Origin of the sequence: Rhodococcus sp. 5A-K4 (assembly GCF_046097995.1) — a bacterium.
In the GTDB taxonomy this organism is placed as follows: Bacteria; Actinomycetota; Actinomycetes; order Mycobacteriales; family Mycobacteriaceae; genus Rhodococcus_F; species Rhodococcus_F erythropolis.
Genome location: NZ_JBJURM010000018.1, coordinates 26,436 through 41,307, shown reverse-complemented (window position 1 = coordinate 41,307; position 14,872 = coordinate 26,436). Strand labels below are relative to the sequence as shown.

Sequence of the window (14,872 nt, the reverse complement as noted above, 5' to 3'; positions counted from 1 at the left end):
GAGCACTGCTATCTTCGGCACATGGACGACGACCAGAGAGCGATAGCGACCGCAATCGGGGCAGCCGTGCGGACAGCGAGAAAAGAAGCCGGTTTGACGTTGCGTGAGGTTGCCGTGAAGTCAGGGTTGTCGCAGCCATTCCTGAGCCAAACCGAAAACGGGCACGCAGTACCCAGCGTCATGAACCTTCATCGCCTCGCGCAATCGCTCGGCACCACGGCGCACTCACTCTTGGCACAGGGCGAGCGAACTCCGTCCAGCCTCGTCCGCGCCGGCGAGGGGCGAACCTTCGAACTGGCACACGATTCGGTGATCCGATTCTGCTCGACCGGCTCACGGACCATGGAACCCAACGAGATCACGGCAGCACCTCACTCCGAGGCAGGTGAGCACACCGAGCATGCCGGCGAAGAATTCATTCATGTTCTCGAAGGATCTGTCGAGGTCGAGGTCGGGCTGGACGAGCATCACGTTCTTCATGTCGGCGATACCCTCCTCTACACCTCGACCATCCCGCATCGGTGGTTCAATCGCACCGCTGCAGTTGCGAGATTCCTCATCGTGAGTTCACCGCCGTCCTTCTAGATACGCCACCGCTGCAGTTCCACACCACAACCCCGGCTCGCGGCTTACCCTGACAGCGTGACCAAGTGGCCGGAACTTGCGCGTGAGATCGCCGATACCGTTCTGTTTCCCGTCGCCGACAGCGTCGACGCCGACGGAGAAATCCCCAGCAGCCATTTCGACGCGCTCGCCGCCGACGGCTTCTACGGCATCGCCGCCCTCGGTGACGGTGGCCCCAGCAGCGAAGAACTGGTCGAGGTCCTCGAAACCTTGTGCGGCGGTTGCCTCGCGACGACGTTCACCTGGATGCAGCATCACGGCGTCGTCGGGGCCCTGGCAGCGAGTACCAATACGTCTCTGCGCGAACAATACTGGGACGGTCTGGTTTCCGGCACGATTCGCGGTGGGGTTGCCTATGCCGGCGCCATCCCCCGCCCACCGCTCCTGTGGGCCAAGCGGGTGAACGACGGCTACGTCCTCGACGGGATCGCACCCTTCGTCACCGGTTGGGGCATCGTCGATGTTCTCTTGGTGTCGGCGCGCGACGAGTTCGACAATTCCATCGTTCATTCCGTCGTACCGGTGGGCGAGGCCCCGGGTCTGACGATCGAGGAGCTTCCACTGATCGCGGCGCGCGGGAGCAACACCGTCCGAATCGTGTTCGACGCTTTCGAAATTCCCGATACCGACGTCTGTGCTGTCGTCAGCGACGAACAGTTCCAGAGCACCCAACTCCCCGGCTTGTGGCTCAACGGCGCGATGGCCATGGGCATCACCCGCCGCGCCGTGACCGAACTCGCGGATCTGGGAGTCGACGCCGACGCGTTCGAAGAACAAGCCGCCCGGGCGCGCGCCGATCTCGATGCAGCACTGCGCGGCGGCGGCGACATGTCGGCCGCACGCGCCCGCGCATCGGAACTTGCGATACGAGCATCGGCCGCGCTCGTCACCGCGACCGGAAGCCGCGCCCTCGTCGGCAGCAACACCCCCGAGCGGCTCATGCGAGAAGCCACCTTCACTCTTGTCGCGGCTGGTCGACCGGAGATCAAGACAGTTCTCGTGGAACGACTCAGCGGATACTGAGTCTGCACGGTTGCACTCGATTACGCTGGGGCTCATGACCAGTGGAGAACCAGTACTCATCCCGGCCGGAACCGTGTTCACGCCGGAGGACCTGACGTTCTATGCCGATCGCGACTCCCGCAGTCTCGACGACGCCATCGCCGAAGCCGACCTTCTTGTCAGTTGCCCACACTCGGGTTCCGCGATTCCAGCAGAACTCTCACGTTTTCTCGCACCCGAGTTCACACAGCGGCTGCAATTCGACTTCACCGACATGTCCACCAGTCCCATCGTGCGCCGTTGGGCCGAAATAGATTCGCGCATCGTGTACGTGGAGAATCCGCACCCTCGCATGATTCGCGATCCCAACCGTGCGAAGCCCGAAAACCTGGAAGCGTCACTGCGCGAAGCCTTCGCCCGCGTCCACAAGGCCGGTGCAGGCAACAAAGCAGACCTCACCGGCGTCGACGCAGTTCGCCCTGTCACCTTCTCGTTCTACCCCCTGTTGCTCGAGCCGACCGACGACGCGGGCTGGAAGAACCTCGCCGAGACCTTCACCGAGACAGCCGAACACGGTTTGGGTGTCTACGAAAGAACTCGCGACGCACTGATCGAAGCCATGGTGGAGAAGAGCTTCGAACTCGGTCGATCGTTCACGACGTTGTCGTTCCACGACACGATGAACCACACCACCCGGCGGGACGGCGCCGTCAATGTCGAACGGCCGGAAGCAGATCGACTCCCCGACGTCGTCGCACTCTCCAATCGTGGCGACCACCACGGCAATCGACGCGGCGACAATCCCGTGACGATGGATCCGGAGCTCATTCGCACACTTGCGGTCTCACATCGCAAGGGATTTCAGGTCGACGATCCAGATGCCGTCGCTCTCAATCAGCCGTACCTCGGCAGTTTCGAAATCATCCGAGCCGGAGCCAGATTCGCCGAATTGAGCGCCCGCGCCGCCGAAGCCGGGATCACGTTGAGTGCGGTTCAGGCCGAATTCAAACGAGAATTCCTACTGGGAGACGAACTGGCCGCATACATCATGGAACCCGGCCTCGACTGGCCTACACCCGACGCCGAGCGGGTGGACCAGCTCGCCCACGCGTGCAAGGCGAGCTGGGACCACTACCGCAACAGCTGACTCAGCCGAGTACCACTCCGAACACCGCGCCGGCCGCAATCGTCGTGACGGCCAAGATGATGGTCGGCAGGAAGAACGAGTGGTCGACGAGCTTGGAGCCGAGCTTCGTGCTGCCCGAGAGGTCGAAGTTCGCAGCTGCGATCTGTGAACCGTTTGTCGGCAACAGATAGACACCGGCAAAGGCTCCGGCCCACATGCCGCTCACCAGGCCGGGTGCAATCCCGGCAGCGAGACCGATCGGCACGATGGTCCTCGTCGCGGTCGACTGGCTGGTCGTCAGGACACAAACCAGGAAGACACCGAGCGCGAAGATCCACGGCGCGGCGTTGACCCAGTCGCCGACGGTGCTCGTGATCAGCTCCGAATGTGCGCTGATGAACGTGTCCGTCAGCCATGCCAGACCGAACAGCGCGATGGCCGAGACCATGCCGGCACGGAACACCGTCGACGAGGGCACGTCGGCAACGTTCGGGCGGCACACCAGCAGGATCAACGTACCCACGACGAACATCAGCATTTCGATGATCGGTGTCATCCCCATCGGGGAACCGTCGGCGGCTTCGGGGCGAATTCCCTTGAACAGGCCGAAGATCACGATGGCCAGAACGCCGGCCAGGAAGATCAGTGCCGCGTTTCGTCCGGTCTTCGTCGAGACGAGTTCGGTCTTGGACGCTGCACCAGGTCCGGCCAATTCGCCCGACTTCATCTTCGCCTGTATGTCCGGGTCGTCGTCGAGATCCTTACCGAGCCTGTTGACCGCGATGGAGGAGAGGACGATGCCGACAACAGCGGCCGGGAAGGTGATCTTGATGATGTCGATGAGTTCGAAATCGTAAGGCGGCACGTCGGTCAGCGTGACCATTGCCGCCATCGCCGCGGACACCGGACTACACGCCAGCGCCACACCGGTCGAGACAACCGACAGCGACAGCGGTCGTGACGGCCGCACACCGTTCTTGTACGAGACGTCGTATATGACGGGGAGCAGCGGGTAGAGGATGTTGGACGTACCGGCACCGACCGAGAACAGGAATGACACCAACGGCGCGATCAGCGTGATCTGTTTCGGGCGAGATTCGATCAACTTGGCTGCGATGGTGACCATCCAGTCGATACCACCGGCCGCCTGCATCATCGACGACGCGAGGACAACGGACAGGACGATGAGGAGAGCGTCGACCGGCGGACTGCCGACGTCCTCTCCGAAGACGAACACGAGGACGGCAACACCTGCGCCGCCCCACAGACCGAGAGCGACACCGCTCGATCTGGTACCCATGACAATCGCCCCGAGCACGACCGCCAGCTCGAGGACAATCTTGACTGCTTCCATCAGGCACTCGCCTTCTCGATAACAAGAGAATCGCTATAACAGGGCAAATAGTATGCTCTGCACTTCGGCTGCGGGCACGAACACGCTGTCGGTGGGAAGGGGCAATATGGTGGTCGTGACCAACGTCCTCGGTAGGTTCTCGCCCGCCACACGCGAGTGGTTCGGCGGCGCTTTCAGCGCTCCGACTGCTGCGCAGCTCGGTGCCTGGGAATCCATCGCGAGTGGCTCTCACACACTTGTCGTCGCACCCACCGGCTCCGGCAAGACATTGTCGGCGTTCCTGTGGGCCCTCGATCAACTCGCCGCGAAGGACGAAGGCGAACGCGCCACCAAAGTCCTCTACATTTCGCCACTCAAAGCGCTGGGCGTGGACGTCGAACGGAACCTTCGCGCGCCGCTGGTCGGCATCACACAGACTGCGAAACGTCTGGGCCTCACCCCGCCCGAGATCACCGTCGGTGTCCGTTCCGGCGATACGTCACAGGCCGATCGGCGCTCGTTGATCAAGCGTCCTCCGGACATCCTGATCACGACGCCGGAGTCGTTGTTCCTCATGCTCACCTCCGCTGCCCGGGAAACACTGGTCGGCGTCGACACCGTGATCGTCGACGAGGTTCACGCGGTGGCGGGTACCAAGCGCGGCTCGCACCTTGCGCTCTCTCTGGAACGTCTGGACGGCTTGCTCGAGCGTCCGGCGCAACGCATCGGATTGTCGGCCACTGTCCGTCCCCACGAGGAGATCGGGCGGTTCCTCGCCGGTTCGGCACCGATCCGAATCGTGGCACCGCCTGCCGCCAAGACCTTCGACCTCACGGTCCGTGTCCCCGTCGAGGACATGACCGAATTGGGTATCGCGACGCCCGCCGACGGTTCCGAATCCCCCACCCCGCAAGCCGGTTCGATCTGGCCCCACGTCGAGGAACAGATTGTCGACCTCGTGCTCGATCACCGATCGTCCATCGTGTTCGCCAACTCTCGTCGCCTCGCCGAACGATTGACAGCCAGGCTCAACGAGATTCATGCAGAACGCATCGGTCTGGCCGTCGAGAAAACACCTCGCCCGCCCGCGCAGATCGGAGCTCCCACCGAGGTCAACTACGGCGCAGAACCCCTCCTTGCTCGCGCCCACCACGGATCGGTCAGCAAAGACCAGCGAGCCCTCATCGAAGACGACCTCAAATCGGGTCGATTGCGATGCGTCGTCGCCACCAGCAGTCTCGAACTCGGAATCGACATGGGCGCCGTCGACTTGGTCATCCAGGTGGAGGCGCCGCCTTCGGTTGCCAGCGGCCTGCAACGTGTCGGTCGCGCCGGCCACCAGGTCGGCGAGATCTCACGAGGCGTCGTCTTCCCCAAACATCGCACCGACCTGATTCACTGCGCGGTGACCGTCGAGCGCATGGTCGAAGGCAAGATCGAGGCGATGGCCGTTCCCGCCAATCCCCTCGACATCCTTGCCCAGCAAACTGTTGCGGCCACCGCTCTGGAACCGATCGACGTCGACGACTGGTTCGAGACGGTGCGCCGAAGCGGTTCCTTTGCAACGCTTCCCCGTTCGGCCTACGAGTCGACTCTGGATCTGCTCGCCGGGCGGTACCCCTCGGACGAGTTCGCCGAATTACGTCCGCGCCTGGTCTGGGATCGCGAGTCCAACACTCTGACGGGCCGCCCGGGTTCGCAGCGCTTGGCAGTCACTTCCGGCGGCGCCATCCCCGACCGCGGCCTCTTCACGGTCTACATGGTCGGTGAGAAAGCATCAAGAGTCGGCGAACTCGACGAAGAAATGGTCTACGAATCCCGGGTCGGCGACGTCTTTGCGCTCGGCGCCACCAGTTGGCGGATCGAGGAGATCACGTTCGATCGGGTTCTGGTCAGCCCCGCCTACGGCATGCCCGGTCGTTTGCCCTTCTGGCATGGCGACGGACTCGGTCGCCCTGCCGAACTCGGACAGGCGTTGGGACAATTCGTTCGAGAGACCGCGCTGGGTAATGAAGCCGACGTCGTCGAGCGTTGTCGCGTGGGCGGGCTCGATCACAACGCCACAACCAATCTGATCCAACTCGTCGGTGAGCAGAAGAATGCCACCGGGCAGGTCCCGTCGGATCGAACATTGGTTGTCGAGCGCTTCCGCGACGAACTCGGCGATTGGCGTCTGGTGCTGCATTCCCCGTACGGCCAACGGGTTCACGCACCGTGGGCCCTCGCCATCGGGGCCCGCTTGCAGGAACGATACGGCGTCGATTCCAGTCCGACGGCCTCCGACGACGGCATCATCATCCGTCTCCCCGACACCGAGAACGAACCTCCCGGCGCCGAACTGTTCACCTTCGACGTCGAGGACATCGAAGATCTGGTCACCCAGGAGGTGGGTGGCTCGGCATTGTTCGCCTCCCGATTCCGCGAATGTGCCGCCCGCGCACTGCTTCTCCCACGCCGCAATCCCGGCAAGCGTGCTCCACTGTGGCAGCAACGTCAGCGGTCGGCGCAACTGCTGGACGTCGCTCGCAAGTTCCCGACATTCCCGATCCTGCTCGAGACCGTGCGTGAGTGCTTGCAGGACGTCTACGACCTGCCGGCACTGAAGGAATTGTTCGGCAAGATCGAACGGCGCCAGATTCGAATAGTCGAAGTGGAGACGCCCTCGCCTTCACCGTTCGCAAGTGCGCTCCTGTTCAACTACGTGGGCGCGTTCATGTACGAGGGCGACAGCCCCCTGGCCGAGCGACGCGCCGCCGCACTGTCGTTGGACTCCACGCTGTTGGCCGAACTCCTCGGCCGCGTCGAACTGCGCGAGCTGCTCGACGCCGGAGTGATCGAGCAGGCAGAACGTGAACTGCAACGGCTCGCTCCGGACCGCAAGGCCAAGGACCTCGAGGGCGTCGCCGACCTCCTCCGTATGCTCGGCCCGCTGACCACCGAAGAAGTCACCGAACGCTGTCTCGAAGATCCGGTCTCGTGGCTCGACAAGTTGGTCGCAGACAAACGTGCCCTCCACGTCTCCTATGCGGGCGAGAGCTGGTGGACCGTCGTCGAAGATGCAGCGCGCCTTCGCGATGGACTCGGCGTTCCCCTACCCATCGGGGTTCCGGCCGCGTTCATCGAGCCGGTCGATCAGCCACTCGACGACCTCCTGAGCCGATACGCACGCACTCACGGACCATTCACTCTCACGGATGCGGCTGCACGCTTCGGTATCGGAGTATCCGTCGCGCGTGACGTTCTCGGTCGGCTCGCGCTCGAAAAGCGTGTTCTCGAAGGAGAATTCCGCCCGTCTGCAACTGGGAGCGAATGGTGCGACGCCGAAGTCCTGCGCCGCTTGAGGCGTCGCTCGCTCGCCGCGGCACGGCAAGAGGTCGAGCCGGTCAGTACCGCAACGCTCGGACGTTTCCTTCCCGGTTGGCAGCATGTGGGCGGCACGCTGCGCGGAATCGACGGTGTTGCAACGGTAGTCGATCAACTTGCCGGCGTTCCGATTCCGGCGTCCGCTCTCGAATCGTTGATCCTGCCGAGCCGAGTCGCCGACTACTCCCCCGCGATGTTGGACGAACTCACCTCGACGGGCGAAGTCCTGTGGTCCGGATCCGGAGCAATCTCCGGCAAAGACGGGTGGGTAGTGCTGCACCCCGCCGACCTGGCACCGATCACGCTCAATTCGCCCGCCGACACCGACGTCTCGGAGTTGCAGAAGCGCATCCTCGACCTGCTGTCCGGCGGCGGTGCCTACTTCTTCCGCCAGTTGGTCGACGCGTTGCAAACTACGGAGTCGGCTGCAGACACGGTCGACAGTGCGGTGACGACGGCACTGTGGGAGTTGGTGTGGCTCGGACACATCGGTAACGACACCGTCGCACCGCTGCGCGCACTTCTCTCGGACACCACCAGAACCACCACAAGTCACCGATCGCCTCGACGTGTTCCTCGTGCCCGTCCGTACCGCGGAATGGCGCGCACTTCAACCCCGGCTCGCACGGGACCGGCAACCGCCTCCGGTCGGTGGTTCCAGCTGCCAGGTATCGAACCTGACCCCACTATCCGGGCGCACGCCACGGCTGATCTGCTGCTCGAACGGTACGGCGTCGTAACCCGCGGTTCTGTGATGAGCGAGAACGTGCCGGGCGGTTTCGCGTTGATCTACAAGGTACTGAGCACGTTCGAGGACAACGGGCGCGCTCGACGCGGATACTTCGTGGACACCCTGGGCGGCGCTCAATTCTCGACTCCTCCCGTGGTCGACCGCTTGCGCACGTTCGGTGATTCCATCGAGGGGCGCCACACCTCCTCGGCTGCAGTCACTCTCGCGGCGTGCGACCCGGCCAATCCATACGGCGCCGCACTGCCGTGGCCGGCGTCGGGGGGCGAAGAGTCACCCGGACACCGACCCGGACGTAAGGCGGGAGCACTGGTCGTTCTGGTGGAGGGCGAGTTGGTTCTGTTCGTCGAGCGCGGCGGTCGCACCATCCTGACATTCACCGACGACGGCGGAACTTTGCGCCTGGCAGCGCTGTCGCTTGCCCAGAAGGTGACTTCTCGCGCTGTCGACAAGTTGGTAGTGGAGAAGGTCGACGGAGAGACCATCCACGGCAACGATTTTGCTCCCGTCCTGGTCGAAGCCGGCTTCGCCGCCACTCCTCGCGGATTCCGGTTGAGGTCATGAGGATTGAGGTCATGATGGTTGCGATCGTGAAGTGCTGGAGCGGCGACCATGCCTGAGGGCGATACCGTGTGGCGGGCCGCCAACGATCTGCGCGCTGCCCTGGCCGAGAAGGTACTCACCACCTGCGATGTCCGCGTTCCTCGCTATGCCACCGTCGATTTATCGGGACATCGTGTGGATTCCGTCGCCAGCCGCGGAAAGCATCTGCTGATCCGCGTGGGCGAAGCGTCCATTCACACGCATCTGAAGATGGAGGGTCAGTGGCAGATTTATCGCCCCGGCGAGCGCTGGCGCAGACCCGCCCACCAAGCGCGCATAATCTTGGCCACCGAAGACTCTGTAGCAGTGGGCTTTTCACTGGGAATAACCGAGATCCTCGAACTGGGGCAGGAACAGGAGGCCGTCGGGCACCTCGGACCGGACCTGCTCGGGACCGATTGGGACAGTTCCGTGGCCGTCGAGAATCTTCGCGCTGCAGACTCCGTACCGATCGGAATCGCGCTCCTGGATCAGCGCGTGATGGCCGGACTGGGCAACGTGTACCGCAACGAGATCTGCTTCCTACGAGGCATTCACCCGAAGACGCCGACACACCGCGCCGGGAACCTCGACGCGATTGTGGATCTGTCATTCCGCACCATCAACGTCAACAAGTCGCGTCGCATCCGGGTCACCACCGGCGACACCCGCCCAGGTAGGCAAACGTGGGTGTACGGCAGACGCGGAAAACCTTGCCGCCGATGCGGAACCCGCATCAGAGAAGACACCCTCGGACCGGATCGGCTCACCGAGCGAAATATCTTCTTCTGCCCCGTGTGCCAGCCGTTCACGCCTGGTTAGCGTTGATCAGCAGCCGGACGCAATGGCGCACAAATCGCTCGCGTTCGACGACGATCGAGCCGTCCAGATAACCGATGAACAGTGTGAACAACGCCCCGACCAGCCCGACTGCCACCAGCTGCTTGTCCACCGGATCAGCAATCTCGGACAACTGGTCGTACACCAGGTCCACGAACGCCGGCATCGATTCGATACCGCGTCCGCTCAGCACCGGCTCCGAGAGCGGAGCGATCAGAAGCACTCGCCCCATTGCCGGGTCGTCGACCATCAGCTTGACGAAAGCGTCGACCGCAGCGGTGGCGACTGCCTCGGATGTCGTCTCGGACTCCACTGCCGTGGCGAGCGCCGACTGCGCGCGCTCGGCGACAAACGTGTGGACCGCGACAACGTACTGATCGCGATCGGTGAAGCTCTCGTAGAAGTACCGCTCGGTCAGACCAGCGGCCTTGCAGACCGCTCGCACGTTGACGGCCGGACCGTCGACCGCACCGAGCAGTGTCACTCCGACGTCGAACAACGTCGCCTTTCGAGTGGCCCTGCGTTCTTCGATGCTCACAACTTCCCCACTTCGCCGACACTTGTTCTTCAATGCACCCGGTATTCGATCCTTGACTACCGCTGTTGTCGATCCTAATCTGACAACATGCGTAGTCAACTTGGCGACAGCAGCACCCCGGTTCCCCTCGGTCCGGATTCCCTGACCTGGAAGTATTTCGGCGACTGGCGCGGGATGCTCCAAGGTGTCTGGGCAGGTTCGATGCAAAACATGCACCCTGGTCTCGGCGCCGGGGTCGAGGAGCACTCGCAGTTCTTCGACGAGCGCTGGGAACGGCTGTACCGCTCGCTGTATCCCATTGCCGGCGTGGTCTTCGACGGCGATCGCGCGCAGCAGACAGCCGAAGAAGTCCGTGGCTATCACACACGGATCAAGGGCATCGACAAGCTGGGACGCCGGTACCACGCACTTGATCCCGACACCTTCTACTGGGCGCACGCGACATTCTTCATGGGCACCATCGTCACCGCCGAGAACTTCTCCGGTGGCCTGACCGAGGCCCAGAAACGACAACTCTTCACCGAGCACATTCAGTGGTACCGCCTGTACGGGATGAGCATGCGCCCGGTTCCCGAAACCTGGGAGGCATTTCAGGAGTATTGGGACCACATGTGCCGCAACGTACTCGAAGACAACAAAGCGACCCGCGACGTCTTGGATTTGTCGGGGCTGGGAAAGCCCCCGTACATGACGTGGCTACCCGATCCGTTGTGGCGGCTCACGCGGATTCCCCTCGCCCGCGGATTCGTGTGGCTGACAGTGGGCATGTACGACCAACCGGTTCGCGACCTTCTCGGCTACTCGTGGACCAGTCGCGATCAGAAAATTCACAACGCTGTCGGCCGCACCGTCAACGCCGTCTTCCGCCTGGTGCCGTGGCGATACCGGTATCAACCGCGCGCTCGCGCGGGATGGGACCGAGCCAGCGGCAGAATTCCCGCCGGGGCACCACTGGTCCACACACCGGCGCGCAATCTACCTCCGCTCGAGCAGCGAGATAATCCGATGCACTACAGCCCGAGGGTCTGATCTGCCATGCTCTGAACATGGAGTGGGACCTGCGAACACTGCTGAACCGGCCGATCACGTCTCACGGTGCGCCGCTGGGACAAGAACGTGTGGCGGCGAGAACCACCGCGTACATCTACGGCAACATTCTTGTCCTCGCCGCACTCGTCCCGGTGACGAAATCTCAGGAATCGCTGGGCGCCGCGATTGTGGTCGGCACGGCATTGTCGACGTACATCGCCCACACATTTGCCGAGAGCGTCGGCGAGAGCATTCGCAACGACCGCCGTCTCACCACCGCGGAGAGAATCGACTCGCTGCGCGATTCTGTCCCGATCCTCACCTCCGCGGTTGTTCCTGTCGCCATTCTCGCGACGGCGTGGTTCAACTTCCTGGAACCACGGACGGCGCAGTTGATCGCGGAAATCGTCTTGATCCTGCGCATCGGATCCACCAGTTACGTGATCAGCCGTCTTCACGGCGAGAAAGTCAGCACGAACACACATCTGGCAGCCTTCGGCCTCGCTGCCGTCGCCACCCTCATAGTCGGCTTGAAGATAGTGCTCACTCATTGACGAGCCACAAGTGCAAATTGCCAGGCCTGAAGGGGTACTGCCGTTACCCGGCTGAGCAGTCACTCCCACCGAACCAGTGGCCGCCGCTACCGTGGACGACATGAGCATCCCGAGCCTGAAACTGAACAACGGCGTCGACATCCCCGCGCTGGGCTTCGGCGTCTACCAGACCCCGCCGGACGAAACTGTCGCCGCAGTCGAGTCCGCGCTGTCGGTGGGTTATCGCCATATCGATACGGCTGCGGCCTACGGCAACGAGAAGGGTGTCGGCGAGGCGATCCGGCGATCCGGTCTCGATCGCGGTGAGATCTTCGTCGAAACGAAAGTCTGGATCACCGACTACGGATACGACGAGACCTTGCACGCCTTCGACAAGAGCGCAGGCAAACTCGGAGTCGAGCAACTTGACCTCCTCATCCTTCACCAGGCGTTGCCGAGCGAGTTCGAGCGCACCATTGACGCATACAAGGCCCTGGAAACACTTCTCGCAGACGGCAAGGTTCGTGCCATCGGAGTCAGTAACTTCATGCCGGATCACCTCACCCGACTATTGGACGCAACGTCCGTAGTGCCGGCGGTCAACCAGATCGAGGTCCATCCATACTTCAGGCAGTCGACCTTGCTCGAGGCCGACGCCGATCACGGCATTCTGTCTCAGGCATGGTCACCGATCGGCGGAATCACGTTCTATCGCGACGGCTCTCACGGCTCAACCCTCGAGGACGCCACCATCGGTGCTATCGCTTCCTCTCACGGCAAGTCTCCCGCACAGGTGATGCTCCGCTGGCACCTCCAGCAGGGCCGCCAGGTGATCCCCAAGTCGGTGACTCCCTCACGCATTGCGGAGAACTTCGACGTGTTCGACTTCGAACTCACCGCCGAAGAACTCTCCGCAATCGACGCACTCGACACCGGAGTTCGCGGTGGTCCCGAACCCGAGGTCATCACTCGCGAGAAGTTCGGAATCGAGATCCCCGAAGCGTGAAAAACCCAGCAGCTCGCGTGGTCTAGCTGGCGCTCCACCCTCCGTCGATGGTGTACGACGCCCCCGTCACCATCGACGCATCGGTCGATGCCAACCAGCCCACCAGCGATGCCACCTCCGCAGGCTCGACCATCCGTTTGATTGCGCTCTCGGTGAGCATCACCTTTTCGACAACCTCGGATTCACTGATTCCGTGAACCTTTGCCTGGTCGGAGATCTGGGATCGCACCAGTGGCGTCAGGACATAGCCCGGATTGACGCAGTTGCTGGTGACACCGTGTGAGGCGCCTTCGAGCGCAACAACTTTCGACAGTCCTTCGAGTCCGTGCTTAGCCGTGACGTATGCACTCTTGAATGCCGAAGCGCGGAGCCCGTGGACCGAGGAAATGTTCACGATGCGACCGAAACTGTTGCGGTACATGTACGGCAGGGCGGCCCGAGCGAGGAGGAATGGCGCTTCGACCATGAGGCGCTGAATCTTCCGGAAGTCCTCGACGTCGAAATCCTCGATAGGACTGACCCGTTGTATGCCGGCGTTGTTGACGAGTATGTCCGTCTCGAGTGACAGATCCACGAGTTGGTCGGTGTCGAGGAGATCGACGGCCCATGCAGTGCCGTCGATCTCCTCGGCCAGCGACTTCGCGGCGACGTCGTCGAGATCGGCGACGGTCACGTGCGCGCCGCGGGCGGCGAGGAGTCGAGCACACGCCTCGCCGATCCCGCTGGCACCACCGGTGACCAGAGCAGACTTTCCGGTCAGCGTCATACAGACACACCGGCCCGCTCGTCGGCGAGAACACGGGCGTCAGCGGCGTCGACGGACTCGAGCGAGATTCCCTTGGTCTCCCGCGCGAAAATGACTGCAACGATGGTGACCAGGGATGCCAGCAGGAGATAGATCGCGATGGGGACCGAGGAGTCGAACTTGCTCAGCAATCCGGTCGCGATGATCGGAGCCAGTGAACCCGCCACGATGGACGTGACCTGATAACCCAGGGAGACACCGGAGTAGCGCATCCGAGTCGGGAACATCTCGGCCATGATCGCGGGTTGGCCTGCGTACATGAACGCGTGGAACACGAGCCCGATGATGATTGCCGACAAGATGACTGCATTGTGCCCGCTGTTCATCATCGGGAAGGCGAAGAATCCCCACGTTCCGGCGGTGACGGCGCCGATCATGTACACCGGGCGTCGACCGATCGTGTCGGACAGTTTGCCTACCAACGGAATCACTGCGAAGTGCACGGCATGTGCCATCAGCATCCACCAGAGGATGTGCGCCGTGTCCGCATGAACGACGACCTTGAGGTAAGTGATCGAGAAGGTCACCACGAGGTAGTACATGACGTTTTCGGCGAAACGCAGCCCCATCGCGGTCAACACTCCGCGCGGGTAACGCTTGACGACCTCGAAAACGCTGTACGAGGTTGCCTTGACCAGTTCTGCTTTCTTCTGCGCCGCAATGAAAATGGGAGCATCGGTGACCTTGGTCCGAACGTAGTACCCGACCAGAACGATCACCGCGGAGAGCCAGAAGGCAACGCGCCAGCCCCAACTCATGAAGGATTCGTCCGAGAGCGTCGACGTCAGGATCAACAGCACGACCGTCGCCACCAGGTTGCCCATCGGCACGCCGGCCTGAGGCCACGACGACCAGAATCCGCGCGATCGATTCGGGCTGTGCTCGGCGACCAGGAGTACCGCCCCACCCCATTCGCCGCCGACCGCGAATCCTTGGATGAAGCGCAGCGTGACCAGCATTGCCGGCGCCCAGTAGCCGATCTGACCGTAGGTAGGCAGGCAGCCCATCAAGAACGTTGCGGCGCCGACCAACAGCAAACTGAACTGCAGCAACTGCTTTCGGCCGAATTTGTCTCCGAAGTATCCGAAGACGATTCCGCCGAGTGGCCGGGCGGCGAATCCGACGGCGTAGGTGATGAAAGCCGCGATGATCGCATCCAGCTCGTTGCCGCCGCCGGGGAAGAAGACCTTGCTGAAGACCAGCGTGGCCGCCGTGCCGTACAGAAAGAACTCGTACCACTCGACCACGGTGCCCGCCATCGAGGCGCCGACCACCTTCTTCAGCCCCGATGGTGGGGCTTGGCTCTCGGGTTTCGGCATGTTGTCGACGCTCATCGTGGACTC

12 protein-coding genes are annotated in these 14,872 nt (G+C 62.7%); 8 read left to right on the top strand and 4 right to left on the bottom strand.

The genetic code is table 11. The features are described from left to right. The first annotated feature begins 21 nt into the window (after positions 1-21). The 3 genes from ACKAMS_RS21980 to ACKAMS_RS21970 are packed head-to-tail and all read left to right on the top strand — an operon-like array spanning position 22 to position 2,773. On the top strand, positions 22-585 hold the full coding sequence (locus ACKAMS_RS21980; protein WP_003940980.1) for a helix-turn-helix domain-containing protein: 564 nt from the start codon (positions 22-24) through the stop codon (positions 583-585). A 57-nt stretch (positions 586-642) separates the two neighbouring features. Beyond that, the gene (locus ACKAMS_RS21975; RefSeq protein WP_279163744.1) at positions 643-1,647 is read left to right on the top strand and encodes an acyl-CoA dehydrogenase family protein; all 1,005 of its coding nucleotides are present in this window, start codon (positions 643-645) and stop codon (positions 1,645-1,647) included. A 34-nt stretch (positions 1,648-1,681) separates the two neighbouring features. After that, positions 1,682-2,773, top strand: coding sequence for an N-formylglutamate amidohydrolase (locus ACKAMS_RS21970; RefSeq protein WP_020969180.1), 1,092 nt, complete (start codon positions 1,682-1,684; stop codon positions 2,771-2,773). Between the two features lies 1 nt (position 2,774). Here the strand turns inward: ACKAMS_RS21970 and ACKAMS_RS21965 are convergent, their stop codons facing one another. Further along, entirely contained in the window at positions 2,775-4,106 is a 1,332-nt protein-coding gene (locus tag ACKAMS_RS21965) for an anaerobic C4-dicarboxylate transporter family protein (RefSeq protein WP_020907057.1), read from the bottom strand. A gap of 106 nt (positions 4,107-4,212) precedes the next feature. Here ACKAMS_RS21965 and ACKAMS_RS21960 point away from each other — a divergent pair, with 106 nt between their 5' ends. Further along, on the top strand, positions 4,213-8,760 hold the full coding sequence (locus ACKAMS_RS21960) for an ATP-dependent helicase (RefSeq protein ID WP_243617105.1): 4,548 nt from the start codon (positions 4,213-4,215) through the stop codon (positions 8,758-8,760). 48 nt (positions 8,761-8,808) lie between these two features. Continuing rightward, the gene (locus ACKAMS_RS21955) at positions 8,809-9,600 is read left to right on the top strand and encodes a DNA-formamidopyrimidine glycosylase family protein (protein ID WP_060938854.1); all 792 of its coding nucleotides are present in this window, start codon (positions 8,809-8,811) and stop codon (positions 9,598-9,600) included. Here the strand turns inward: ACKAMS_RS21955 and ACKAMS_RS21950 are convergent. Continuing rightward, the gene (locus ACKAMS_RS21950) at positions 9,587-10,156 is read right to left on the bottom strand and encodes a TetR/AcrR family transcriptional regulator (RefSeq protein WP_019747721.1); all 570 of its coding nucleotides are present in this window, start codon (positions 10,154-10,156) and stop codon (positions 9,587-9,589) included. The two genes, ACKAMS_RS21955 and ACKAMS_RS21950, sit on opposite strands and share 14 nt — an antisense overlap. 87 nt (positions 10,157-10,243) lie before the next feature. Between ACKAMS_RS21950 and ACKAMS_RS21945 the strand changes: the two genes are divergently transcribed. From ACKAMS_RS21945 to ACKAMS_RS21935, 3 genes are all read left to right on the top strand, one after another. After that, positions 10,244-11,185 (top strand): oxygenase MpaB family protein, encoded by a 942-nt coding sequence (locus ACKAMS_RS21945; RefSeq protein WP_019747720.1) that lies wholly within the window; start codon positions 10,244-10,246, stop codon positions 11,183-11,185. 17 nt (positions 11,186-11,202) lie between these two features. Next, positions 11,203-11,739, top strand: coding sequence for a hypothetical protein (locus ACKAMS_RS21940; RefSeq protein WP_019747719.1), 537 nt, complete (start codon positions 11,203-11,205; stop codon positions 11,737-11,739). A gap of 100 nt (positions 11,740-11,839) precedes the next feature. Next, positions 11,840-12,724, top strand: coding sequence for an aldo/keto reductase (locus ACKAMS_RS21935; protein WP_029537905.1), 885 nt, complete (start codon positions 11,840-11,842; stop codon positions 12,722-12,724). Between the two features lie 22 nt (positions 12,725-12,746). Here the strand turns inward: ACKAMS_RS21935 and ACKAMS_RS21930 are convergent, their stop codons facing one another. Then, positions 12,747-13,490 carry a 3-hydroxybutyrate dehydrogenase gene (locus ACKAMS_RS21930; protein WP_060938853.1) on the bottom strand — a complete coding sequence of 248 codons (744 nt, stop codon included), beginning with the start codon at positions 13,488-13,490 and terminating at the stop codon, positions 12,747-12,749. Beyond that, entirely contained in the window at positions 13,487-14,863 is a 1,377-nt protein-coding gene (locus ACKAMS_RS21925; RefSeq protein ID WP_408989517.1) for an MFS transporter, read from the bottom strand. Before ACKAMS_RS21925 ends, ACKAMS_RS21930 begins: the two co-directional genes overlap by 4 nt. Between the last annotated feature and the right edge of the window lie 9 nt (positions 14,864-14,872).

Excerpts from the sequence above, each read along its gene's own strand:
- ACKAMS_RS21925 (WP_408989517.1), bottom strand. The coding sequence starts at position 14,863 with ATGAGCGTCGACAACATGCCGAAACCCGAGAGCCAAGCCCCACCATCG.
- ACKAMS_RS21970 (WP_020969180.1), top strand. The coding sequence starts at position 1,682 with ATGACCAGTGGAGAACCAGTACTCATCCCGGCCGGAACCGTGTTCACG.
- ACKAMS_RS21965 (WP_020907057.1), bottom strand. The coding sequence starts at position 4,106 with ATGGAAGCAGTCAAGATTGTCCTCGAGCTGGCGGTCGTGCTCGGGGCG.
- ACKAMS_RS21935 (WP_029537905.1), top strand. The coding sequence starts at position 11,840 with ATGAGCATCCCGAGCCTGAAACTGAACAACGGCGTCGACATCCCCGCG.
- ACKAMS_RS21980 (WP_003940980.1), top strand. The coding sequence starts at position 22 with ATGGACGACGACCAGAGAGCGATAGCGACCGCAATCGGGGCAGCCGTG.
- ACKAMS_RS21930 (WP_060938853.1), bottom strand. The coding sequence starts at position 13,490 with ATGACGCTGACCGGAAAGTCTGCTCTGGTCACCGGTGGTGCCAGCGGG.
- ACKAMS_RS21945 (WP_019747720.1), top strand. The coding sequence starts at position 10,244 with ATGCGTAGTCAACTTGGCGACAGCAGCACCCCGGTTCCCCTCGGTCCG.
- ACKAMS_RS21940 (WP_019747719.1), top strand. The coding sequence starts at position 11,203 with ATGGAGTGGGACCTGCGAACACTGCTGAACCGGCCGATCACGTCTCAC.
- ACKAMS_RS21960 (WP_243617105.1), top strand. The coding sequence starts at position 4,213 with ATGGTGGTCGTGACCAACGTCCTCGGTAGGTTCTCGCCCGCCACACGC.
- ACKAMS_RS21955 (WP_060938854.1), top strand. The coding sequence starts at position 8,809 with ATGCCTGAGGGCGATACCGTGTGGCGGGCCGCCAACGATCTGCGCGCT.